Source organism: Novosphingobium resinovorum (assembly GCF_027922145.1).
Taxonomy (GTDB): domain Bacteria; phylum Pseudomonadota; class Alphaproteobacteria; order Sphingomonadales; family Sphingomonadaceae; genus Novosphingobium; species Novosphingobium resinovorum.
In genome coordinates this window covers 89,678-110,959 of the sequence record NZ_BSFC01000002.1, presented here as the reverse complement: position 1 = coordinate 110,959, position 21,282 = coordinate 89,678, and the positions used below count along the sequence as shown (strand labels likewise).

The window sequence follows — 21,282 nt, the reverse complement described above, 5'->3', positions numbered from 1 at the left end:
AGGGGATCAGTGGTGCACCGTCTCGCCGATGACCGGAAGGGTCTCGAACTGGTGGTACGGCGGCGGGCTGGAGAGCGTCCACTCAAGCGTGGTCGCGCCTTCGCCCCAGTAGTTGTCACCCACCTTCTTACCGGCGGTGAAGGCGTAGATGATGTTGATGAACCAGATCACGAGGCTGAAGGCCATAACCATGTAGCCCACGGTCGCGATGTGGTTCCAGTGGGTATAGGCTTCCGCGTAGTCCGGATAGCGGCGCGGCATGCCCTGCAGGCCCAGGAAGTGCATCGGGAAGAAGATCATGTTCACGCCCACGAAGAAGATCCAGAAGTGGACGTGGGACAGGAACTCCGAGTGCATGCGGCCGCTCATCTTCGGGAACCAGTAGTAGAACCCGGCGAAGAGCGCGGTCACCGCACCCAGCGACAACACGTAGTGGAAGTGCGCGACGACGAAGTAGGTGTCGTGCACCACGTCGTCGATGCCGCCGTTGGCAAGGTATACGCCGGTGACGCCGCCCACGGTGAACAGGAAGATGAAGCCCATCGCCCATACCATCGGCGACTTGAACTCCACCGAACCGCCCCACATCGTGGCGATCCACGAGAAGATCTTCACGCCGGTCGGCACCGCGATGACCATGGTGGCGGCGGTGAAGTACATCTTGGTGTTCACCGAAAGGCCGGTGGCGTACATGTGGTGCGCCCACACGATGAAGCCGACCACGCCGATCGCGACCATCGCGTAAGCCATGCCGAGGTAGCCGAACACCGGCTTCTTCGAGAAGGTCGAGATGATCTGCGAGATGATGCCGAAGCCCGGCAGGATCATGATGTAGACTTCGGGGTGGCCGAAGAACCAGAACAGGTGCTGGTAGAGCACCGGATCACCGCCGCCCGAAGCGTCGAAGAAGGTGGTGCCGAAGTTGCGGTCGGTCAGCAGCATGGTGATCGCGGCGGCGAGGACCGGCAGCGAGAGCAGCAGCAGGAACGCGGTCACCAGCACCGACCACACGAACAGCGGCATCTTGTGGATGGTCATCCCCGGCGCGCGCATGTTGAAGATCGTGGTGATGAAGTTGATAGCGCCCATGATCGAGCCGGCACCGGCAAGGTGCAGCGCGAAGATGCCGAAGTCCACCGCAGGTCCGGGCGAACCGCTGGTCGAGAGCGGGGCATAGACCGTCCAGCCGGTGCCCGCGCCGTTACCCGTGCCGCCCGGCACGAAGGCGGAGCACAGCAGCGAGCAGAAGCCCGCCACCGTCAGCCAGAACGAGATGTTGTTCATGCGCGGGAACGCCATGTCCGGCGCGCCGATCATGATCGGCACGAACCAGTTGCCGAAGCCGCCGATGATCGCGGGCATCACCATGAAGAACACCATGATCAGACCATGCGCGGTGATCAGCACGTTCCAGGTGTGCAGCGTGGTGTTGAAGTCCGGGTTCACCGCGCCGAACCAGCGCGCGAAGGTGTCGAGATACTGGATGCCCGGCTCGTTCAACTCGACGCGCATCATGCCCGAGAAGGCACCGCCGATGATCCCCGCGAAGATCGCGAAGATCAGATACATCGTGCCGATGTCCTTGTGGTTGGTCGACATGAACCAGCGCGCGAAGAACGCGGGCTTGTGTTCGGCGTGATGGCCGTGGTCTTCCGGGTGAGCCTGGAAGTGGTCAGCGGTGGTTGCCATGGTGGGGACCCTGTCCTCTCGTATCGCTATTATTCGGCTTCGGCGGTCGCTTCGCCGGCAGGCGCTTCGGAAGCGTCTGCGGCGGGAGCGGCGGCAGGAGCCGCAGCGGATTCGGCGGCGGCCGCAGGCTTCTTCTGCCCGTCGATCTCCGCGCCGGCATGGGTCAGGACCCAGGCATTATACTTATCACGCGGCAGCGCCTCGACCGCGATCGGCATGTAGCCGTGCTTGGCGCCGCACAGTTCGGAGCACTGGCCGTAATAAACGCCCGGCTTCTCGATGAAGAGGACCTTCTCGTTGATGCGGCCCGGCACCGCGTCCAGCTTGAACCACAGCGAGGGCACCGCGAACGAGTGGATCACGTCGGTGGCGGTGATCTGCAGGCGGATCGGTTCGCCGACCGGCACGACCATGCGGTTGTCGACCTCGAGGTGCGACGGACCGTCCCAGGGCTTGGAGCCGACTTCGCGCACGCCGTTGTTGACCACCGGCTGGCCGGGGATGTTCAGCATGTTCGAGATCACCTCGAAGTCGCCGTTATCCGGGTAGCCGTACGTCCAGAACCACTGGTTGCCGGTGACCTTGACGGTCAGCGCGGTCTTGGGCGCGGGCTTGTACTGCTTGGCGATGAGGTCGATCGAGGGCACCGCGATGCCGATCAGGATCAGCACCGGCGCCAGCGTCCACACCACTTCGAGCACGGTGTTGTGGCTGGTTTTCGACGGCACCGGATTGGCGCGACGGTTGAAGCGCACGATGACGATGGCCAGCAGCGCCAGCACGAACAGCGAGATGATGAGGCAGATCCACAGCAGGCCGTGGTGCAGCCATTCGCCGTATTCACCCGTAGGCGAGAACTGCTGCTGGAGGTTGATACCGCCGTCGACCGGCATGCCGATGCCCGGCGTCGGCTTCATCGGGGTATAACTTCCGGCGGAAGGAGCGGCGGCGTCCTGCGCCATTACAGGCGCGGCGAACGTCAGCACGCTGGCGAGTGATAGTCCAAGGGCTCTGCGAACCCTTCCTGCACCAATGGAAATCTTGCCCAATGTCATGGTTTTTTGCGCTTCCACTTCCTTCGAACGCCCGTGCCGTATCAACGACTTCAAGCGCACCCCTGTCATGGCGGCGTTTTTCGCCCCCTTTGGGCCGGGCTATACGCGGCCTTGCCGCCCGTCTCAAGCGCCTCTAGGGGAATTTTTGCCGCAAGCGCCAGACGAACTGCGCGCGAACACTCGAAAAACGCTCCAGAGGTATAGTTGCAAATGCTCGAAGAAGAGGTCCTCGCCGAATTCCGCGCCTGCAAGGCGCTGCTGGAAGGACACTTCCTGCTGTCGTCCGGCCGCCACAGCGCGTACTATCTTCAGTGCGCCCGCGTCCTGATGAACCCCGACCGCGCCGCGCGTCTTGCCGTCGCCATCGCATCCAAGCTGCCGCACGACATTCGCAAGCAGATCACCAAGGTCGTCTCGCCCGCGATGGGCGGCGTCATCATCGGCCAGGAGATGGGCCGCGCCCTGCAGGTCGATGCGATGTTCGTCGAGCGCCCCACCGGCACTTTCGAACTGCGCCGCGGCTTCTCGCTGGAACCGGGCGACAAGGTGCTGATGGTCGAGGACGTGGTCACCACCGGCCTGTCCAGCCGCGAAGCCATCAAGGCCATCGAGGAGGCCGGCGGCACGGTGATCGCGGCGGCCTCGCTGGTCGATCGCTCGGCCGGGTCGGTGGATCTGGGCGTGCCGTTCTTCCCGCTCGTGGCGCTCAACTTCCCGACGTACGCGCCGGACGAACTGCCGCCCGAACTGGCCTCTTCGCAGGCGGTGAAGCCCGGCAGCCGCGCCCAGTAAATCTCGGAACGTCGCTCCCTGATCGGACAATCCTTCGACAAGCTCAGGATGATAGAATGAACGTGCTCAAGCCCGCCCGCCTGCGTCTCGGCGTCAACATCGACCATGTCGCGACGATCCGCAACGCGCGCGGCGGCGAGCATCCGGACCCGGCCCGCGCCGCCCAGATCGTGGCGCGCGCGGGCGGCAACGGCATCACCGTGCACTTGCGCGAGGATCGCCGCCATATCCGCGACGACGACCTCTTCCGCGTCGCGGAGGCGACCGGCCTGCCGATCAACCTGGAGATGGCGGCAACCGACGAGATGCTCGAGATCGCCCTGCGCCACCGTCCTCACGCCGCCTGCATCGTGCCCGAGCGGCGCGAGGAGCGCACGACCGAGGGCGGCCTTGACGCGGCGGGCCAGCACAATCGCCTCGCGCCGATCGTCTCGCGCCTGTCGGACGCAGGGATTCGCGTCAGCCTGTTCATCGCCCCCGAGCCGCGCCAGATCGAAGCGGCCATGAAGCTCGGCGCCCCGGTGGTGGAATTCCACACCGGCGAATATGCCCATGCCGAGGGCGAACAGGTCGCGCATGAGCTGCGCCGGATCGTCGACATGTCGGCGCTCGCGGCCAAGAACGGCATCGAGCCGCACGCCGGGCATGGCCTGACGTACGAGAACGTCCAGCCCATCGCGGCGATTCCGCAACTGGCGGAACTCAACATCGGTCACTACCTCATCGGCGAGGCGATCTTCATCGGGCTGGAAGCCAGCGTGAAGAAGATGCGCGCGCTGATGGACGAGGTGCGGTGATGACGAAGCAAGCGGGAGCCCGGGCATGATCATCGGTCTCGGCTCGGACCTGTGCAACATCGAGCGAATCGCCAGTTCGCTCGAACGCTACGGCGACCGCTTTCTGGGTCGCGTCTTCACCGAGGTGGAGCGCGCCAAGGCCGCCCGCCGCCCGCACACCATCGCGGGCACGCTGGCCAAGCGCTTCGCCGCCAAGGAGGCGTTTTCCAAGGCGGTCGGAACCGGGTTCAAGGCGGGCGTGTTCATGAAGGACATCGGCGTCGTCAACGCTCCCTCCGGCGCGCCGACGCTGGCGCTGACCGGCGGCGCGAAGGAACGGCTGGATTCCATGATCCCCGCAGGCCATGAAGCCGTGGTTCACCTGACACTCACGGACGACCACCCATGGGCGCAGGCCTTCGTGATCATCGAAGCGCGCCCCCTCTCCTAATCGCCGAGTTTCCCCCCGCATGACCGAACAGACCGCCCGGCCAGACTCCCTCGAACAGGCCAAGCCGGCAAGGCAGCCCCGCACCACCAACTGGTGGCAGGAGCTACGCGGCCTCTTCCTCATGCTGCTGGGCGTGCTGGCATTCCACTCGCTGGTGGCCAAGCCGTTCTACATCCCCTCGATCTCGATGATGCCGGGGCTGCTGGTGGGGGACCGGCTGGTCGTGTCGAAGTATCCTTACGGCTGGAACTGGTCGTCGCTGAGCTTCCACCTGCTGCCGCGCTCGACCACGCGCATCCTCGGCTCCACGCCCGCCTATGGCGACATCGTCATCGTCGTGCCCGGCAATCGCAAGGCCGACCTCATCAAGCGCGTCGTCGCCCGTCCGGGAGACCGCATCGCCGTGATCGACGGCCGCATCCGCCTCAACGGCAAGTTCATCCCGCGCGAGATCGAGCCGCCGGTGCAGATCCCCGCCGACGACAAGCTGACCTGCGAAGGGCAGGAGCCGGGCCACTGCTACGACGGCTTCGAGCAATACCGCACCCGCCTGCCCTCCGGCCGCGAGGTCTACGAACTGCCGACCTACCGCGAGACGCTGCCCAACGGGGCCAGCTATCAGGTGATCGACTATGTCACGCAGAGCCTCGACAACTATCCCGAGGTCACGATCCCCGCAGGCCACGTCTTCCTGATGGGTGACGACCGCGACCGTTCGGCGGACAGCCGCGCGCCCTTCACCACCAATTGGCAGGGCCAGCCCGACGGCGGCCTCGGCGGTCCGGTGCCGCTGTCCGACATCGGCGGACGGGCGGAGTTCATCACCTTCTCGCTCGATGGCTCGCAAAGCTGGAACCCGCTGACCTGGTGGAGTTCCATGCGCGACGGACGGGCCTTCACCAGCCTGCGTCCGCGCGTCGATCCGTCCAAGGCGTACTGACCGGGCATGGCGCGCAAGTTCCTCTACGTCATCGCGGGGCTGACGGTAGCGGTGCTGGCGCTGATGCTGGCCCTGTGGTTCTGGTCCGAGGACCTGACCGAGATGGCCTTCGTGCCCAACGTTTCCTTTGCGGAACAGCAGGCGCTGCCGCCCGAATCGTGGAACAACCCGGCGATGTGGGTCGCGCGGCCGGGCCTGAAGGACGATCCCTCCTCGTGGCTCCCTCCCGGCATCGAGGCCCCCAAGACAAAACTCCCGGTCGCGGTCTTCTTCGTCCACCCCACCAGCTACATCGCACGTGACGCCTGGAACGCCGCGCTGGACGACACAGTCAGCCGCGACCGCGCGAACCTCTTCGTGCAGGGCATGGCCAGCCCGTTCAACGAGGGCGAAGTCTGGGCGCCGCGCTACCGGCAGGCCGCCGTCGGCACCTTCCTGACCGCAAAGCCCGAAGCCGCGCAGGCGATCGACCTTGCCTACGCCGACGTGCTCGCCTCGTTCGAGATATTCACGCGCAACCTGAGGCCGGACCAGCCGATCGCGCTGGCGGGCCATAGCCAGGGCGCGTTCCTGCTGCGCCGCCTGATGCGCGACCGCATCGCCGGGACGCCGCTGGCGCAGCGCCTCGTCGGGGCATGGGTGATCGGCTGGCCGGTCTCGCTGGAGCATGACCTGCCGAAGATGGGCGTCCCCGCCTGCGAGCGCGCGGACGGGTCCGGCTGCATCGTCAGCTGGCTTTCGGTCGCCGACCCGGCGGATACCGCGATGCTGCTCAAGGCCTATGCACGGCGCACCGGGCTCGACGCGAAGTCGGTGGCGGGCAGCGCGTTCCTGTGCACCAATCCGCTGACGGGCGTGCCCGGCAGCGCCGCAGGGGCCGAGGCGAACCTCGGCACTCTCGTCCCCGACTTCAAGGCGCGCAGCGGGACGATGGCCGCGCAGGTCGTGCCTGCGACCTGCGGCCCGGACCACTTCCTTCACATCGGCCCGCCGCCCAAGCTCGACCTCGGGGCCTATGTGCTGCCGGGCAATAACTATCACCTCTATGACATGACCCTGTTCTGGGCGAACCTCAGGGTCGATTTCGAAAGGCGCACCCAAGCGTGGCTGGCGAAGCAGCAAAAGTGACCCCCACCACCAGTGCGCTGGAGTTCCGCGAGACCCTGCCGGACAAGGGCGCGCTGCTCGGCCTCGACCTCGGCACGCAGACCATCGGCACCGCGTTCTGCGACGCGGGCTGGCGCATCGCCTCTCCGGGCAAGACGATCAGGCGCGGCAAGTTCGGGGCCGACAAGGCGCTGATGGAGGACCTGATCCGCGAACGCTCGATCAAGGGCATCGTCATCGGCCTGCCCCTCAACATGGACGGCTCGGAAGGCCCGCGCGCGCAGTCGAGCCGGGCTTATGCCCGCAATCTGTCGGTACTGGACCTGCCGATCCTGCTGTGGGACGAACGCTGGTCCACCTCCAGCGCCGAACGCGGCCTCATCGAGCAGGACATGAGCCGCGCCAAGCGCGCCACGCGAATCGATTCGGCGGCCGCGGCCGTGATCCTGCAGGGCGCCGTCGATGCGCTGGCTGGCGGGATGTTCTAGAAAGGAGGCGCATGCACCCTATTGCGCAGCAATGAGGAGGATTGCCCTCTAGTCCCGTTTCAGCACGACCGTCAGTCCGTCATACGGTGGAGCATATGGAGAAGCATGCCGCTCCGCATCGGCGCGGGCGCGGTTCAGGATCGCTTCGGCCACGCGCGGATCATGGATGACCACATCCGCCGCGCCCAGCAGCCTCGCCTCGCGCAAGGTGAGGTCGTCCGGATCATCGCTGCGCAGAGTGATCTCGACCTGTTGGCCTTCACCGGCCACCGCACCGTCCAGCCATGCATCAACGCGCGCCGCGCTCTCGTCCGACAGCGGATCGAGCACGCTTCCCGCCGTCAGCGCCGCATCCAGCGCGCGGCGACGCTCGCCCGCTTCGGGGAACCGCTCGCGCAGCCTGCGCCTCGCACGGTAAAGGGTGGCGGCCAGTGCGCCCAGCGATTGGGGTAGCAGCGCTTCCAGCCGCAGCCGCAACTGCTTCGCCAGCCCGGCGGAAGCGCCTCCGGTTCCCACCGCGATCAGCACTGGCGAACGGTCGAGGATCGAGGGCACCGTGAAGTCGCATAATGCCGGGCGGTCGGTGGCGTTCACCAGCATCCCCGCCGCGCGCGCCCTGCCGACTTCGATTTCGGCCAGAGCGTCGTCCTCAAGAGCAATGAAGGCCAGTCTCGCCCCGCGAGCAACCCCTTCGTCGAGGCCAGGGAAGACGACCCCGCCCGCGCGCTCGACCAGCCGACGCTTGGCCTCGGCCGCCTCCCCCTCGCCCAGCACCACGACCGGCCGGTCGGCGATGCGGTGGAACAGGGGGAGGGTTTCGATCATGACTCAGGCGTAGCCCGCCCACCCCGCTGCGACTAGGCGATAAATCGCCAAGTCTCGCTCCCCTCCCCCCTTCGACAAGCTCAGGATGAGCGGGAGGGGTTGGGGGTGGGCCTTTGTCCTTCAGTCCAGCCAGGCCGGAACCTGCTCGGCGGCGAGGATCGTGGCAGGTTCGATGCGGTTGGCGACAAGCGCCCACTTGTCGCCATCGACCATAACCTCGGGCACCAGCGCGCGGCTGTTGTAGGTGTTCGCCATCGTCGCGCCATAGGCACCGGCGGTGCGGAACACGCCGAGGTCGCCCGCCTTCACCACGTCGATTTCGCGCGCCATGGCGAACGTGTCGGAGCTTTCGCAGATGGGGCCGACGATGTTCGCGGTCATCATCTCGCCCGAGGGGTGCACGGCCGCGAAGTCGTGCCAGGCATCGTACATCGCCGGGCGGGCGAGGTCGTTCATCGCCGCATCGACGACGATCCACGGATTCGTCGTGCCCTGCTTGACGCGCACCACTTCGGTCACGAGCACGCCCGAATTGCCGGTGATGACGCGGCCCGGCTCGAACATCAGGGTGACGCCCCAATCCCCGGCGACCTCGGCCACCATGCGGCCGTAGTCTGCAGGCGTCGGCAGATCGTCGGTCGCCTTGTAAGGCACGCCGAGACCGCCGCCGAGATCCATGTGGGTGACGGTCAGGCCCTGCGAACGCAGCGTCTCCATCAGCGCACCCATCTTGATGAACGCCTGGCGCGAGGGTTCGAGGTCGCTGATCTGGCTGCCGATGTGGACGGCAAGGCCGCGCATCTCCAGCCCCGGCAGCGCCGAGAGACGTTCGTAGATCCCTGCCGCGCGGTCGTAAGCGACGCCGAACTTGTTCTCGGCCTTGCCGGTCGAGATCTTGGCGTGCGTGCGTGCGTCAACGTCCGGATTGACGCGCAGGGTGCAGGTGGCCCTGGCGCCCAGTTCCGCAGCGATCTCGGAGAGTTCGACGCCCTCTTCCTCACTCTCGAGATTGAACTGGCCGATCCCGGCGCGAACGGCAGCGGCCAGTTCGGCGCGCGTCTTGCCAACGCCGGAGAACACCACGTCCCCGGCCTTCATGCCCGCCGCCAGCGCGCGGTTCATCTCGCCTTCGGATACGACGTCCGCGCCGTAGCCTTCCTTGGCCAGCAGGCGCAGGACGGCGAGGTTCGGGTTGGACTTCACCGCGAAGGCAATGTGGATGCTGGGCAGCGCGGAGAGCGCCTCGCGGAAGACCCTGGCGTGGCGCGACAGGGTCGCCCGGGAATAGACGTAGACCGGGGTGCCGACTTCGCGGGCGATATCGGCCAGCGGGACCTGTTCGGCGTTCATCGCGCCGTCTGTGATTGCAAAATGATCCATGGAATTTTCTTACTCGGGCTGGCCGGATGCGGCTGTAGTCGGGTCAGGCTGCGGGGCTTCGGGCGGCGGCAGGTCGAACGGGTCGTCCTGACGTTCCTCGGAGCGGGTCCGCAGCTCGACGCTGCGCTCGGGGATAGCGATGGTCGGCGTGGTCAGAAGTTCCGAGGCCGCCGGTTTGTCCGCGCGGCCGTAAGGCGCAGGCGGCATCTGCTGCCCCGGTTTCAGGCCGAGCGCCGACTTCTGCCCGCACGCGGCCAGGCTGAGGAGCACCAGAACGACGCCAACCGAATACCCTGGGGCCTTCTTCATCAACCTATTTACTCCAGACCGAGCGAAACGCGGGCATCGGCCACGCGCAGACGCACCTGCTCGGGCGCGGTGCCGCCATGCGAACTGCGCGCGGCGACCGATGCCTCGACCGAGAGCGCCTTGAATACGCGCTCGTCGATGCGGCTGTCGATGGCCTTGAGGTCCTCCAGCGGCAATTGATCGAGCGGCACTCCCCGCTGCTCGGCCAGCTTGACTGCGGCACCGGTGATATGGTGCGCCTCGCGGAAGGGAATGTCGGCCTGACGTACCAGCCAGTCGGCCAGATCGGTCGCGGTGGCGAAGCCGAGTTCGGCGGCGGCGCGCATGCGGTCGGTCTTGAAGCGGGTGTCGGCGACCATGCCGGTCATCGCCGCGATCGACAGCGCCAGCAAGCCCGCCGCCTCGAACGCCGGCGGCTTGTCGTCCTGCATGTCCTTCGAATAGGCGAGCGGCAGGCCTTTCATCGTCATCATCAGCGACATCAGGCAGCCGGAGATGCGGCCCGAGTGCCCGCGCACCAGTTCGGCCGCGTCCGGGTTCTTCTTCTGCGGCATGATCGAGCTGCCGGTGGACAGCGCATCGGGCAGCGCCACGAAGCCGAAGGGCTGGCTGGCCCAGATGATGAACTCCTCGGCCAGACGCGAGAGGTGCAGCGAGCACTGGCTCGCGGCCATCAGGTAATCGAGCGCGAAGTCGCGGTCGGACACGGAATCGAGGCTGTTGTCGGTCGGCGCGTCGAAGCCCAGCGCCTGCGCGGTCATCGTGCGGTCGATCGGGAAACCGGTCCCGGCCAGCGCGGCGGCGCCCAGCGGGCTGCGGTTCATGCGCTTCCTCGCATCGGCGAAGCGCGAACGATCACGGCCGATCATCTCGTAATAGGCCATCAGGTGGTGGCCCAGCGTCACCGGCTGCGCGGTCTGCAGGTGGGTGAAGCCGGGCATGATGCTGTCGGCATGTTCGCCGGCGCGGGTGACCAGCGCAACCTGCAGCGCCTGCAAGCCCGCATCGGCCTGGTCCATCGCATCGCGCACCCAGAGGCGGAAGTCGGTGGCGACCTGGTCGTTGCGCGAGCGCGCGGTGTGGAGGCGCCCAGCCGCCGGACCGATCAGCTGCGCGAGGCGCGACTCGGTGGTCATGTGGATGTCCTCGAGGTCCCAGTCCTCGGGCACGCCATCGGCTTCGTACTCGGCGGCGACGGCATCGAGGCCATCGCGGATGGTCACCGCGTCGGCGTCCGAAACGATACCGCAGGCGCCCAGCATCGCGACGTGGGCCTTGCTGGCGGCGATGTCCTGACGCCACAATGCCTTGTCGAAGGGAATCGAGGCGTTTATCTCGCGCATGATTGCCGACGGTCCCTGTGCGAACCGTCCGCCCCACATTGCATTGGAGCCTGTCGCCTTGCTGTCTTCCCGTTCGCTCAAGTCGCTCGTCCTGTGTTCGCTGGCCGGGGCCTCGGCCCTCGTGATTGCGGGCTGCGATAGTAAAGGGAACAAGGACGCGCAACCGGCGGCTTCCGAAGAAGCGAAACAGGCCGGCCCGGCGCAGGCGCCCGAAGCAGGCGGCAAGCTCGATCGGTCGCACAAGGGCGAGCCGATGCCGACCGTCAGCCTGGTCGACAACACAGGCGAAAGCCTCGACCTCTCCTCGTTCAAGGGCAAGCCGCTGCTGGTCAACCTGTGGGCCACGTGGTGCGCACCGTGCATCGCGGAAATGCCCACGCTGAACAAGCTGATCGACCGCGAGGGCGAACTGGGCGTGACGATCCTGCCGATTTCGCAGGACATGGGTCAGACCGACAAGGTCGTCGAGATCCTGCGCCGCCGGGAACTCGAGCAAATCCAGCCCTGGGTGGACGAGCAGGGCGACCTCGGCTTCCAGTACGGCGGGAACCTGCCGGTCACCATCATGTTCGACAGGCAGGGCAAGGAAGTGTGGCGCTATACCGGCGGCAACGACTGGACCTCGCCCGAGGCGCTCAAGCTGATCGCCGAAGCGAAGTAAAACCGGGACCGCAGCTACCTTTTCTTCTTGGTCGCCTTCTTCTTGGTCTTGACCGATGTCGCGGGCTTGCTGGCACAGAGCCATTGCGTGCGCGTCGCCGCGAAGACGAGGTCCGACGCGGATTCGCTGCGCTTGTCCGGGTTATCGGAAAGATAGGCCACCGTCGCACGGCGCAACTCGGCGATCGTCACATCCCCGGGGATGCAGGTCCTCGTCGTGTCGGTCCGGCGAACCGTGTTGAACGCATCGACGGCGCCGGTGATATAGGCGATGCATTCGTAGGTGTTCTCGACGTACGTGTTGCTACCGCGATCAGCAGTGCAGACCTTGTAGAGTTCGTTGCCGGTATAGAAGCTGGCGTCGGCGGCGACGGGAAGCAGCCCCAGCGGCGCCGCCACGGCAAGGCAGGCCAGCCTGGTCACCAGATGTGCAGATGGCATTCTCACGTGTCTCCAACAGGCACGCGGGACATTCGGTCCGAATGCCGCGCCCGTCAATCAACTCGGCGGCAGGGAGAATGTGCCCAGCTTCGATCCGACCGGAGGATAGCCCGGCGGGATTTGGCCGGTAAGCCAGATCAGCCGCCCGTGCGCCGCATCGGGGTGTATGGCGAAACGGTCCTCTACCTCGCCGATCAGCGGCAGGCCCCGGCTCCGCAGCCGGGCCGCCGCCGCTGCCGCATCGCGAACCTTGAAGACGAGATGGCAGATGCCCTTCACCTCGGCAGCATGACGCGCGGCGGATGAACCGGGTGCGCCTTCCAGCGCCTCGATCACGGTGTCGCCCATGGCAAAGGCGGCGCAGCGCCCTTCGGGCAGGTCGCGTTCGCCGATCGCGGACCATTCGAGCCCGTTCCCGAACAGCGCCCGCGCCTCGGCCAGCGAGGGGGTGCTGACACCGACCGCCTGCAGCCCCTCGATACCGAGCGGATGATCCCCGGAAGGCCGCCATGCCGGATCGCGGCGCGGATCGTTCGGCATGTCCTGCTTCACGATCTCCAGCCGCATTCCCAGCATCTGGCCCTTCGGCACGAGGAAATAGTGCGCTTCCATTCCGGGATCGTAGAACCGCTTGAAACCGCGCGCGGCGAACCACGCATCCGCCTTGCCGAGATCGGCCACCTTGAGCGCCAGCCCGATCCAGCGCCCCGGCGCCGCCGAACGGCGCAGCATGTCGCCCAGCGGGTTGCCTTCCACCGTGCCGGGACCAGCGGGCGCGATCGGGATGACCATGGTGTCGCCGATCATCAGCAGCGATTCCTCACGGTCAAGGCCGAGCTTTTCCGTCTCCGGCGTGACGAGTATCTCGTAAGCGGTCTGCGCGCCGAAGACCTCCCGGAAGAAGGCGTCGCAGGCGGGGCGCTGTGCGTTGTCGGCCAGCGCCCAGCTCACATGGACGAGGGGGAACTGCACCTCAGTACGTCTTGGGCGCGCCCGTCCCCATGAACTTCGCGAGGTTCATGTGCAGCGAGGCGACCGAGCGCTCCATGTAGGGATTGGGCTGCGCACCCCGGAAGCCGACGTTCTTCATCCCCTGCTGCACCGCCGCCATGTTGGCGAAGTCCTGCTGAAGCACCGGCGGCCAGTCGGCGGGCTCGGTGTATTCCCAGTCGGTCTGCGGCGCCTCCCCTTCCGGCCAGAGTTCGTAGACCGCCGCCTCGAAGATACACTTGTCAGGGTCGGTGCCATAGGGCCGCGCCTGATAACACAGCATGTTGTTGACCGCGTGACCGATCTGGAAGTTCGGGAAGATCTGCCAGGCCGTGCCCGCCTGTGCGGTGTGCAGCGGATCGACCTGCGCCCAGACGACGCCGCGCGCCGCGTCCTCGGCCTTAGCGGTCTGTATCCAGTATTTCGAGACTTCGGCCGCCGGGGTGCCCTCGGGCAGTTCGTCCTTGAGACGGTTCGCCACGCCCACCAGCGTCATCGTGGTGTTGGTGTTGGCGTTGGCCCAGGTGAAGTTCTGCATGTCCGCCGTGGTCAGGCGCGGGTCTTCACCGGCACCGAGGCGCAGCTTGCCGGAATCTTCCTCCTGCCCCTTGGGCGCCTCGTAGCCGATGTTGGAATGCAGGCCCTGGTTGCGCGCCCAGCCTCGGAACTGGCCGAATTCCATGAATTCCGGGTGCGTGGTGGAAACGTGGTAGGTCTCGCAGAAGGCCTCCATCGCGACCTTCCAGTTGCATTCGAACACCACCCATTTGCGCCAGCGCGGGCGCATGTTCTGAAGGCCGTAGGGATCGAGCATCGTCGCGGCCGGATTGAGATAGTCCGCCAGCGGCATCGCCTCAGGATCGAGGGTGATCCAGAGCCAGCCGCCCCACGTCTCCACCCGCACCTTGCCGAGATCGGCACGGCCGGCGCACAAGTGCCCCTGCCAGTCCGCCTCGTGCTCGACATAAGTATTCGCGCCGTCGAGGCCGAAGGTCCAGCCGTGGTAGCCGCAGATCAGCGTCCGGCGATTGCCGCGCGCATTGCGCTGGCCGGGAGGGGTATCGACCAGCTTGCGGCCCCGGTGCGGGCAAACGTTGTGGAATGCGTGAATCTCATCCGCCGATGCGCGCACCACGATCACCGAATCGTGGACGATGTCGAAGGTGATGAAGTCGCCCACTTCGGGAATGTCCTCCACCCGGCCAGCCTGCAGCCAGACCTTGCGCCACAGCTTGTCCACTTCGGCGCGCGCGTATTCGGGGGAGACGTAAGCCTCGGCAGGCACGTTGACCGGGGCGACCAGTTCCTCCGGCGCCTGAACGATCTTGCCGATTTCGCCCATGGATATCCTCGTTCCTGCTTGTTCGGGTTTGCGGCGGTTATCTCATTATCGGCATGGCGGGGCAAACCGCCGGGGCGTTCCTTCAATGTGCGGCATAGGTGGCCTTGCCTCTTGGCAGCGTGCCGATCGCCACGCTGCTGGCGGCCATGAAGGCCAGCGCCAGCCACAGGAAGCCCGCATAGCTGCCGGTCCGGTCGTAGAACTGCGCGGCGGCGAGCGGCCCGGTCGCAGTGCCGATCGACAGTGCCGCCAGCAGTCCGCCATAGAGCCCGCCGAAGTTCCGCAACCCGAAATGCCGGGTGAGGAGATAGACGACGACGTCGATCTCGGCCCCCAAAGTCAGCCCGATCAGCGCCGAGGCCGCCCCCATCGCCACCAATGAACCGCCGCCGAGCAGCAGCAGCAGGCACCCCGCTACCGGCAGCATGAACACCGCCGCGCCCACCAGCGAAGCAGGCAGCCGGTCGAGCAGCGCTCCGGTGCCGAGCCTCCCCGCCAGCGAGAACCAGCCGACGAACGACGCGATCGCAGCGGCCGTCATCGGACTCGCCCCCGCGTCGCCGAGAATCGCGGTGAAATGGACCACCAGCGCGATCACGGTGAAGGTGAACAGCAGACTGGCGGCGAACAGGCGGTGGTAGACGCTGGAGGTCAGCCCTTCGCGCAAGGTCGCTCCGGGAAGATCGGCGGGGCGGGCGGCCGCGTCCTCGACGGTCTGCCTGCGGCCCCGGTCATAGCGGCCATGGAAGAACATGAGGATCACCGGAAACGCGATCCCCAGCCAGATCGCCGCTTGCACCGGAAACGCTCCGCGCCAGCCCAGCGCGCCGATCAGCCATGTCGCCATCGGCGGGAACACCCCCGCCGCGATCGAAGCGCCGCACAAGGTCACCGCGAAGGCCATGCCCCGCGACACCGTGAAGCGCGAGGCGACCGCGCTCGTCCATACCGAAGCCTGCACCGGCAGGGCCGCCAGCGCAACGAGGCCCCAGAGCAGATACCAGTTCAGCAGCGATCCGTCGGCCGTGCCCAGCAGGGCGAAGGCGAGGCCCAGCAGCACCAGCCCGATCACGCCGAAGCGGCGCGGGCCGAAGCGGTCCACCGCAAGGCCGATGAACACCCCGCCCACCGCCTGCACCAGCGTCGCCAGAGTCAGGCCGAAAGTGACTTCGGTGCGGCTCCAGCCAAACTCGGCCGCGACGGGGCCATAGAACGGGCCGATGCCGTAGATGTGGATGACGCTGGTGGCATAACCCAGCCCCGCCGCCACCGGCAGCAGCGGATGCGCGCGCCATTCGTCGCGCGCGGCCGGAGGTGCGGGTGCGTGCATCTCAGTTCTCGTACCGCAGGTCCACATGCGTGGCCTCGCCGTTCGGGCCCATCGGCGAATCGTACTCGATGCAGGTCACGACCGGATTATCGTGGCTCGCGAACAGCCTCTCCTCGTCCGCCTTGGTCATCGGCAGACGCTCGGGCGCGGAGATGATCGCCTGCGAGCGCTCGAAATCCTCGCGGCTGTTCCACCAGATTTCCATGATGCAGTCGTAGCCCGGATCGTGGATCTGCCCGGTGATCGGGTTCTTCTCCGGCACCAGATAGCGCCGCACGTAGCGCACCGCATTGGGGATCGCAGGCTTGGCGCCGGACTTCTTCGCCAGCTGCGAGTGCTGGTTCTCGTAGTAGTCCATGAATTCGTCCATGGTCATGTCCGCGCGCTTGCGGAAGAAGCAGATCTGCTTGAGCATCGAGGGGCTCCCTTAAAGACGGCGCGCTAAAGGCGACGAAGGGCGAGCACGCTGCCCTCGGCATCGGCGGAGAGGTAGACGGTGCCGTCAGGCGCGACGGCGACGCCGGTGAAGGTGTTCATCGGCCCGCACATGTCGCCCACGCCGCCAAGCTGCACCGGCTGCAACCCGCCCGGCCCGCCCATCGGCAAGTAACTGGCGACGACCTCGCGCGCGCCGCCCGCCAGATCACTGGCGACAAGCGCATTGGCGCCCGGATCGGCGACGAACAGCGTGCCCCCCGCGATCGCCAGCCCCTCGGGCCGGGCGAGACCGTCGAGCACCACTTCCTTGCGCCCGCCGACCAGCTTCACCACGCGGCCCGCGCCGCTTTCGGCGACGTAGACGGTGCCGTCGCCGGACACCGCGACGCCCATCGGCCGGTCGAGGCCGCTGGCCAGTTCGGCGACCTTGCCGCCCTCGATCGCATGGACCTTGCCAGTGCCGAACTCGGCGAAGACGACGCCGCCGGGGGTGACGGCAACGCCCATCAGCCGGTCGTGGCCGCTCGCCAGCACTTCGCTGGTCGCGGCGGCCGGGTTCCAGCGGGCGACGTCGCCGTTGGCGGTGGTGACGATCCATTCGTCCGGCCCGCTCGCCGCAACATCGCGCACCCAGCCCGGAAAGCCGGGCGAGAACAGCATGCCCGCCAGCTGCAGCGGCTCGCCGGGGCGCAGCAGGTAGGTGAACCCGCCGTCCGCCACCAGAACGTGCCCGTTCGCATCGACCGCAAGGCCGAGCGGCCACTGCAGCCCCTTCTCCACCAACGGCTTCGTCTGACCCGGCGCGACGATCTCAGTGATCGAGCCGTTGATGTGGCTGACGAACGTGCGCCCGTTCACGAAAGCCACGTTGTCGAGCCCCGGCCCGATGTCGGCCAGCACCGTCTTGGCGCCGGTGCGCGGGTCGATCTTGAGCACCTGCCCCGAATAGACCTGCGTGGAAATGATCGAGCCGTCCGGGTGGAACTTCACCGAATCCGGCACGCCGAGATCCTTCGCCACGACTTCCGGCTCGCCCCCGTCGAGGCCGATGCGCCAGATCTCGTTCGCGCCCTGCGCGGGAAAGTAGAGCTTGCCGTCCGGGCCGACCTCGAAGGCATTGGCCATCGGCACGCCCTCGAAGATCACACGCGGTGCGCCGCCGTCGCGGTCGAGTTCCATGATGCGCCCGCCGATGCGCAACTCGCCCGCGATCAGGCGCCCCTGATGGTACGTGATCGGGTTCGCCACGGGCATGTCGCCGCAGATTACCTTGTACTGCCCCGAAGGCGTCATCATCGAGACGCGCCCCTCGGTGATCTCGGTGCAATAGAGGTTGCCCGCCTCGTCGAACGCAAGGTCGTCCGGCCCGACGATGCCGCCGCCATTGGGAGAAATCGTCTCGATCGCGCCGGTATCGACATCGATCGCGCTCACCTTGCTGCCGGCGACTTGCGCCACGTAGATGCGCCCATCCGCTCCGGTGCGGATGCCGTTGGCACCGTTGAGGCGGCTGGCGGGCGTCATGCGGTGCAGGCCCCAGCCCTCGCCCGGCTTGGCGGGCGCTGTCGAACTCTGGGCATTGGCATTACGGCCAGCGGCTTCCAGCATGTATACATCCCTCTCTTCCGGCGCGTAGCCGGGTCTTTGGCTGGACGGTATAGGCGGGCGCGGACGGGCGCAACGCGATGTGCCCGCAGGCTTACAGCATCGCCTGAGCGACGTGCCCGCCGTTGCCAAGCGCGGCTGCGTGCAGATATTCGTCCACCAGACCGAATACCCCATTGAGACGCGCCCCGACCGGAACGCCGAGCCTCGAACGCCGCCGTTTTTCCCGGCGGGCGCGCTCGCCCCGAGAGAGGACAGTCCCCATGCCTACCCCTGAACTGCGTTTCGACGGCCGCGTCGCGGTAGTCACCGGCGGCGGCCGTGGCCTCGGCCGTTCCTATGCCCTGCTGCTCGCCGAGCGCGGCTGCAAGGTCGTCGTCAACGACCTGGGCGGTGTGATCCGGGGAGACGGACCGGATACAAGCGTCGCGCAGAGCGTGGTGGACGAGATCGTCGCGGCGGGCGGCGAAGCCATCGCCAACGCCGACACCGTCGCCACGCCCGAAGGCGGCCGCGCCATCGTCCAGGCCGCGCTTGACACCTGGGGCCGCATCGACGTGCTGATCCACAACGCGGGCAACGTGCGCTACGGATCGATCCGCGACATCCCCTACGAGGACTTCCGCGCAGTGGTGGACGTCCACCTGCTCGGCGCCTTCCACGTCGTGCAGGCCGCGTTCGGGCCGATGTGCGACGCGGGCTACGGGCGCATCGTGCTGACCAGCTCGATCGGCGGCGCCTACGGCAACGTCAACTGCGTCAACTACGGCGTGTCGAAGTCGGGCATGATCGGCCTCAACAACATCGCCGCGCTGGAGGGCGAGGCGCACGGGGTGAAGTGCAACATCATCGCTCCCGGCGCCGTCACCCGCATGGCCGACGGCCTCGACATCTCGCAGTATCCGCCGATGGGACCGGAATTGGTCGCCCCGGTGGTGGGCTGGCTGTGCCATGAAAGCTGCTCGGTCTCGGGAGAGCTGGTCTCATCGATGGCGGGTCGTATCTCGCGCATGTTCATCGCCGAGACCGTGGGCACCTACCGCCCGCACTGGACGATCGAGGACGTCGGCAGCGCGGCCGAGGCGTGGCACGACAAGGACGGCCTGCTCGATCTCGGCCTGCACGGATACATCGAACACCTCGGCTACAGCTTCGCCATGGCGCGTTCCGAAATCGCCGAGGCGCGATAATCAACACCACTGTTGACTTGTGTCGCCGTGCGAGCCACCGCCACTCACAGATCAGCGCCCTCGAACGAAGTGGGACCCGACATGACCTGCCTTAAGACCGACGTGCCCGCGCCGGACGAACTCGACATTCCGGCGCTGAAGGCGAAGTACCTCGCCGAGCGCGACAAGCGCCTGCGCCGCGAAGGCGGCGAACAGTACGTGCGTCCGACCGGGGACTTCTCGGACAACTATGCCCATGATCCCTTCACGCCTGTTGCCGAGCGCGCGCCGCTGGTCGAGGACATCGATGTGGCGATCCTCGGCGCCGGGTTCTCCGGCATCCTTGCGGGCTATCACTTGCGCAAGCAGGGCGTGACCAACGTGCGCAACATCGACCACGCGGGCGGTTTCGGCGGCGTGTGGTACTGGAACCGCTACCCCGGCGTGCAGTGCGACAACGACGCCTACTGCTACCTGCCGCTGCTCGAAGAGACGGGCTACATGCCGTCGAAGAAGTTCTCCGACGGCTGGGAAATCCAGGCCTATTGCCAGAAGATGGCCGAGGATTTCGAGCTGGCCGACAAGGCGCTGTTCCACACGCTGGTGGAAGGGATCGTCTGGGACGAATCCATCAAGCGCTGGCACGTCAGGACCAATCGCGGCGACGACATCCGCGCGCGCTTCGTGGTCATGGCGGGCGGCGTGATGAACATGCCCAAGCTGCCCGGCATCCCCGGCATCCACGACTTCAAGGGCAAGATGTTCCACACCAGCCGCTGGGAGCACGACTACAGCGGCGGATCGTGGACCGCACCCGAGCTGGAAAAGCTGCGTGACAAGCGCGTCGCCATCGTCGGCACCGGCGCCACCTCGGTCCAGGCGGTGCCCTATCTCGGCAAGTACGCCAAGCAACTCTACGTGCTCCAGCGTACGCCGTCGAATATCGACGAGCGGCCCAATCCGCCGACCGATCCCGACTGGGCGGCCTCGCTCCAGCCCGGCTGGCAGCAGGAGCGCATGGCGAACTTCCATCGCGGCGCGCAACAGTTCTTCCTGCCCGGCGAGCCGGACCAGATCTGCGACATCTGGACCGAGATCAGCCGCAACCTGAACCTCGAACTGGAAGCGGACGGCTTCCCCCAGTTGGATATCGGTCAGATCATGGCCCGGCGCGACGTGGTGGACTATCAGGTCATGGAACGCCTGCGCCGCCGCGTCGATGCGATCGTCGAGGACCCGAAAACGGCGGAAAGCCTAAAGCCGTGGTTCCGCTTCATGTGCAAGCGGCCGCTGTCGAACAACGACTACTACCCCACCTTCAACCAGCCCAACGTCAAGCTCATCGACGTCTCCGCCACGCAGGGCGTGGAGCGCATGACCGAGAAGGGCTTCGTCGCCGACGGCGTGGAGTACGAAGTCGACCTGATGATCTTCGCCTCGGGCTTCGAGGTGACGTCGGACCTGAAACGCCGCTGGGGCATCGCCACCGTCGAGGGCGAGAACGGGTTGTCGATCTACGACCACTGGGAGAATGGCCCCGCCACTCTCCACGGCGTCACCACCGACAAGTTCCCCGGCATGTTCTACATGGGCTACATCCAGGGTGCGACGAACTCCAGCACCACCGAGCAGTTCGGGCGTCAGGCGGAACACCTCGCCTTCATGATCGGCGAAACCGTGCGGCGCGGCGCCGACAAATTCTGCGCCACCGCCGAGGGCGTCGCTGGCTACGTGGCGCACTGCCGCGCCAACGAGGTCGACATGTCCGAATTCCAGCAGGGGTGCACGCCCAGCTACTTCAACAACGAGGGCGACAAGGAACTGAAGTGGGCCTTGTTCAAGGGGTATCTGCCCGGCTGGGATGCCTGGCGCGACATGCTGGCCGACTGGCGCCTGTCGCCCGACCTGCCGGGCGTGGCGTTCGAGGCGCGTGAGCCGGTGAACTGAAGTGAGGGGCGGTTGATCCCGTCGTCCCGGACTTGATCCGGGACCGCTGGCCATGAACCGCCCACCTCACGTCGGCGTGCCCGGCTGATGGCTCACACCTGAAGACAGCCACCGATCCCGGATCAAGTCCGGGACGACGATGCAGCTCACCGGCCTCCACAGCCCTGTTCCCGGTCCATTCTTGACGCGGAGTCCCCCGCGAACG

At 66.7% G+C, this 21,282-nt stretch carries 21 protein-coding genes; 9 read left to right on the top strand and 12 right to left on the bottom strand.

The window, feature by feature from the left end; genetic code table 11:
• Positions 1–6: 6 nt before the first annotated feature.
• Complete coding sequence (gene ctaD / locus PKE80_RS00685) at positions 7–1,689, bottom strand: cytochrome c oxidase subunit I (protein WP_008831552.1); 1,683 nt, start codon at positions 1,687–1,689, stop codon at positions 7–9.
• Between the two features lie 29 nt (positions 1,690–1,718).
• Positions 1,719–2,744, bottom strand: coding sequence for a cytochrome c oxidase subunit II (gene coxB / locus PKE80_RS00680; RefSeq protein ID WP_370425204.1), 1,026 nt, complete (start codon positions 2,742–2,744; stop codon positions 1,719–1,721).
• Positions 2,745–2,954: 210 nt separating this feature from the next.
• Between coxB and pyrE the strand changes: the two genes are divergently transcribed.
• The 6 genes from pyrE to ruvX are packed head-to-tail and all read left to right on the top strand — an operon-like array spanning position 2,955 to position 7,298.
• Positions 2,955–3,536, top strand: a complete 582-nt coding sequence (gene pyrE, locus PKE80_RS00675) for an orotate phosphoribosyltransferase (RefSeq protein ID WP_008831550.1) — start codon at positions 2,955–2,957, stop codon at positions 3,534–3,536.
• Positions 3,537–3,592: 56 nt separating this feature from the next.
• Positions 3,593–4,333, top strand: a complete 741-nt coding sequence (locus tag PKE80_RS00670; RefSeq protein WP_271180857.1) for a pyridoxine 5'-phosphate synthase — start codon at positions 3,593–3,595, stop codon at positions 4,331–4,333.
• 25 nt (positions 4,334–4,358) lie between these two features.
• A complete protein-coding gene (gene acpS / locus PKE80_RS00665) occupies positions 4,359–4,763 on the top strand; it encodes a holo-ACP synthase (protein ID WP_008831548.1) in 405 nt (134 codons plus the stop codon).
• A 19-nt stretch (positions 4,764–4,782) separates the two neighbouring features.
• On the top strand, positions 4,783–5,703 hold the full coding sequence (gene lepB, locus PKE80_RS00660) for a signal peptidase I (protein WP_271180856.1): 921 nt from the start codon (positions 4,783–4,785) through the stop codon (positions 5,701–5,703).
• Between the two features lie 6 nt (positions 5,704–5,709).
• Positions 5,710–6,831, top strand: a complete 1,122-nt coding sequence (locus PKE80_RS00655; RefSeq protein ID WP_271180855.1) for a DUF3089 domain-containing protein — start codon at positions 5,710–5,712, stop codon at positions 6,829–6,831.
• Positions 6,828–7,298 (top strand): Holliday junction resolvase RuvX, encoded by a 471-nt coding sequence (gene ruvX, locus PKE80_RS00650; protein ID WP_271180854.1) that lies wholly within the window; start codon positions 6,828–6,830, stop codon positions 7,296–7,298. Before PKE80_RS00655 ends, ruvX begins: the two co-directional genes overlap by 4 nt.
• Before the next feature lie 48 nt (positions 7,299–7,346).
• Here ruvX and PKE80_RS00645 read toward each other — a convergent pair whose 3' ends face one another.
• The 4 genes from PKE80_RS00645 to argH form a co-directional block, all read right to left on the bottom strand.
• The gene (locus PKE80_RS00645; RefSeq protein WP_271180853.1) at positions 7,347–8,123 is read right to left on the bottom strand and encodes a precorrin-2 dehydrogenase/sirohydrochlorin ferrochelatase family protein; all 777 of its coding nucleotides are present in this window, start codon (positions 8,121–8,123) and stop codon (positions 7,347–7,349) included.
• Positions 8,124–8,243: 120 nt separating this feature from the next.
• Positions 8,244–9,503, bottom strand: coding sequence for a diaminopimelate decarboxylase (lysA, locus tag PKE80_RS00640; RefSeq protein WP_271180852.1), 1,260 nt, complete (start codon positions 9,501–9,503; stop codon positions 8,244–8,246).
• 9 nt (positions 9,504–9,512) lie between these two features.
• Complete coding sequence (locus PKE80_RS00635) at positions 9,513–9,812, bottom strand: hypothetical protein (RefSeq protein WP_271180851.1); 300 nt, start codon at positions 9,810–9,812, stop codon at positions 9,513–9,515.
• Positions 9,813–9,820: 8 nt separating this feature from the next.
• On the bottom strand, positions 9,821–11,194 hold the full coding sequence (argH, locus tag PKE80_RS00630) for an argininosuccinate lyase (protein ID WP_271180972.1): 1,374 nt from the start codon (positions 11,192–11,194) through the stop codon (positions 9,821–9,823).
• A 19-nt stretch (positions 11,195–11,213) separates the two neighbouring features.
• On the opposite strand from argH, the gene PKE80_RS00625 reads away from it, so the two are divergent.
• Entirely contained in the window at positions 11,214–11,816 is a 603-nt protein-coding gene (locus PKE80_RS00625; RefSeq protein ID WP_271180850.1) for a TlpA family protein disulfide reductase, read from the top strand.
• A 14-nt stretch (positions 11,817–11,830) separates the two neighbouring features.
• Here the strand turns inward: PKE80_RS00625 and PKE80_RS00620 are convergent, their stop codons facing one another.
• The 6 genes from PKE80_RS00620 to PKE80_RS00595 form a co-directional block, all read right to left on the bottom strand.
• Positions 11,831–12,256 carry a Rap1a/Tai family immunity protein gene (locus tag PKE80_RS00620; RefSeq protein ID WP_271180849.1) on the bottom strand — a complete coding sequence of 142 codons (426 nt, stop codon included), beginning with the start codon at positions 12,254–12,256 and terminating at the stop codon, positions 11,831–11,833.
• A gap of 57 nt (positions 12,257–12,313) precedes the next feature.
• On the bottom strand, positions 12,314–13,228 hold the full coding sequence (locus tag PKE80_RS00615; RefSeq protein ID WP_271180848.1) for a VOC family protein: 915 nt from the start codon (positions 13,226–13,228) through the stop codon (positions 12,314–12,316).
• 1 nt (position 13,229) lies between these two features.
• Positions 13,230–14,588, bottom strand: coding sequence for an aromatic ring-hydroxylating oxygenase subunit alpha (locus PKE80_RS00610; RefSeq protein WP_271180847.1), 1,359 nt, complete (start codon positions 14,586–14,588; stop codon positions 13,230–13,232).
• 82 nt (positions 14,589–14,670) lie between these two features.
• A complete protein-coding gene (locus PKE80_RS00605; protein ID WP_271180846.1) occupies positions 14,671–15,918 on the bottom strand; it encodes an MFS transporter in 1,248 nt (415 codons plus the stop codon).
• 1 nt (position 15,919) lies between these two features.
• A complete protein-coding gene (locus PKE80_RS00600) occupies positions 15,920–16,333 on the bottom strand; it encodes an EthD domain-containing protein (protein WP_271180845.1) in 414 nt (137 codons plus the stop codon).
• A 26-nt stretch (positions 16,334–16,359) separates the two neighbouring features.
• Positions 16,360–17,964, bottom strand: a complete 1,605-nt coding sequence (locus PKE80_RS00595; RefSeq protein WP_271180844.1) for an NHL repeat-containing protein — start codon at positions 17,962–17,964, stop codon at positions 16,360–16,362.
• A gap of 260 nt (positions 17,965–18,224) precedes the next feature.
• On the opposite strand from PKE80_RS00595, the gene PKE80_RS00590 reads away from it, so the two are divergent.
• Together PKE80_RS00590 and PKE80_RS00585 are read left to right on the top strand one after the other, a co-directional pair.
• On the top strand, positions 18,225–19,151 hold the full coding sequence (locus tag PKE80_RS00590; RefSeq protein ID WP_271180843.1) for an SDR family NAD(P)-dependent oxidoreductase: 927 nt from the start codon (positions 18,225–18,227) through the stop codon (positions 19,149–19,151).
• An 81-nt stretch (positions 19,152–19,232) separates the two neighbouring features.
• Positions 19,233–21,077, top strand: a complete 1,845-nt coding sequence (locus PKE80_RS00585; protein ID WP_271180842.1) for a flavin-containing monooxygenase — start codon at positions 19,233–19,235, stop codon at positions 21,075–21,077.
• Positions 21,078–21,282: the final 205 nt, after the last annotated feature.

Excerpts from the sequence above, each read along its gene's own strand:
- ctaD (WP_008831552.1), bottom strand. The coding sequence starts at position 1,689 with ATGGCAACCACCGCTGACCACTTCCAGGCTCACCCGGAAGACCACGGC.
- coxB (WP_370425204.1), bottom strand. The coding sequence starts at position 2,744 with ATGACATTGGGCAAGATTTCCATTGGTGCAGGAAGGGTTCGCAGAGCC.
- pyrE (WP_008831550.1), top strand. The coding sequence starts at position 2,955 with ATGCTCGAAGAAGAGGTCCTCGCCGAATTCCGCGCCTGCAAGGCGCTG.
- PKE80_RS00670 (WP_271180857.1), top strand. The coding sequence starts at position 3,593 with ATGAACGTGCTCAAGCCCGCCCGCCTGCGTCTCGGCGTCAACATCGAC.
- acpS (WP_008831548.1), top strand. The coding sequence starts at position 4,359 with ATGATCATCGGTCTCGGCTCGGACCTGTGCAACATCGAGCGAATCGCC.
- lepB (WP_271180856.1), top strand. The coding sequence starts at position 4,783 with ATGACCGAACAGACCGCCCGGCCAGACTCCCTCGAACAGGCCAAGCCG.
- PKE80_RS00655 (WP_271180855.1), top strand. The coding sequence starts at position 5,710 with ATGGCGCGCAAGTTCCTCTACGTCATCGCGGGGCTGACGGTAGCGGTG.
- PKE80_RS00645 (WP_271180853.1), bottom strand. The coding sequence starts at position 8,123 with ATGATCGAAACCCTCCCCCTGTTCCACCGCATCGCCGACCGGCCGGTC.
- lysA (WP_271180852.1), bottom strand. The coding sequence starts at position 9,503 with ATGGATCATTTTGCAATCACAGACGGCGCGATGAACGCCGAACAGGTC.
- PKE80_RS00635 (WP_271180851.1), bottom strand. The coding sequence starts at position 9,812 with ATGAAGAAGGCCCCAGGGTATTCGGTTGGCGTCGTTCTGGTGCTCCTC.
- argH (WP_271180972.1), bottom strand. The coding sequence starts at position 11,194 with ATGTGGGGCGGACGGTTCGCACAGGGACCGTCGGCAATCATGCGCGAG.
- PKE80_RS00620 (WP_271180849.1), bottom strand. The coding sequence starts at position 12,256 with ATGCCATCTGCACATCTGGTGACCAGGCTGGCCTGCCTTGCCGTGGCG.
- PKE80_RS00610 (WP_271180847.1), bottom strand. The coding sequence starts at position 14,588 with ATGGGCGAAATCGGCAAGATCGTTCAGGCGCCGGAGGAACTGGTCGCC.
- PKE80_RS00605 (WP_271180846.1), bottom strand. The coding sequence starts at position 15,918 with ATGCACGCACCCGCACCTCCGGCCGCGCGCGACGAATGGCGCGCGCAT.
- PKE80_RS00600 (WP_271180845.1), bottom strand. The coding sequence starts at position 16,333 with ATGCTCAAGCAGATCTGCTTCTTCCGCAAGCGCGCGGACATGACCATG.
- PKE80_RS00595 (WP_271180844.1), bottom strand. The coding sequence starts at position 17,964 with ATGCTGGAAGCCGCTGGCCGTAATGCCAATGCCCAGAGTTCGACAGCG.
- PKE80_RS00590 (WP_271180843.1), top strand. The coding sequence starts at position 18,225 with ATGCCTACCCCTGAACTGCGTTTCGACGGCCGCGTCGCGGTAGTCACC.
- PKE80_RS00585 (WP_271180842.1), top strand. The coding sequence starts at position 19,233 with ATGACCTGCCTTAAGACCGACGTGCCCGCGCCGGACGAACTCGACATT.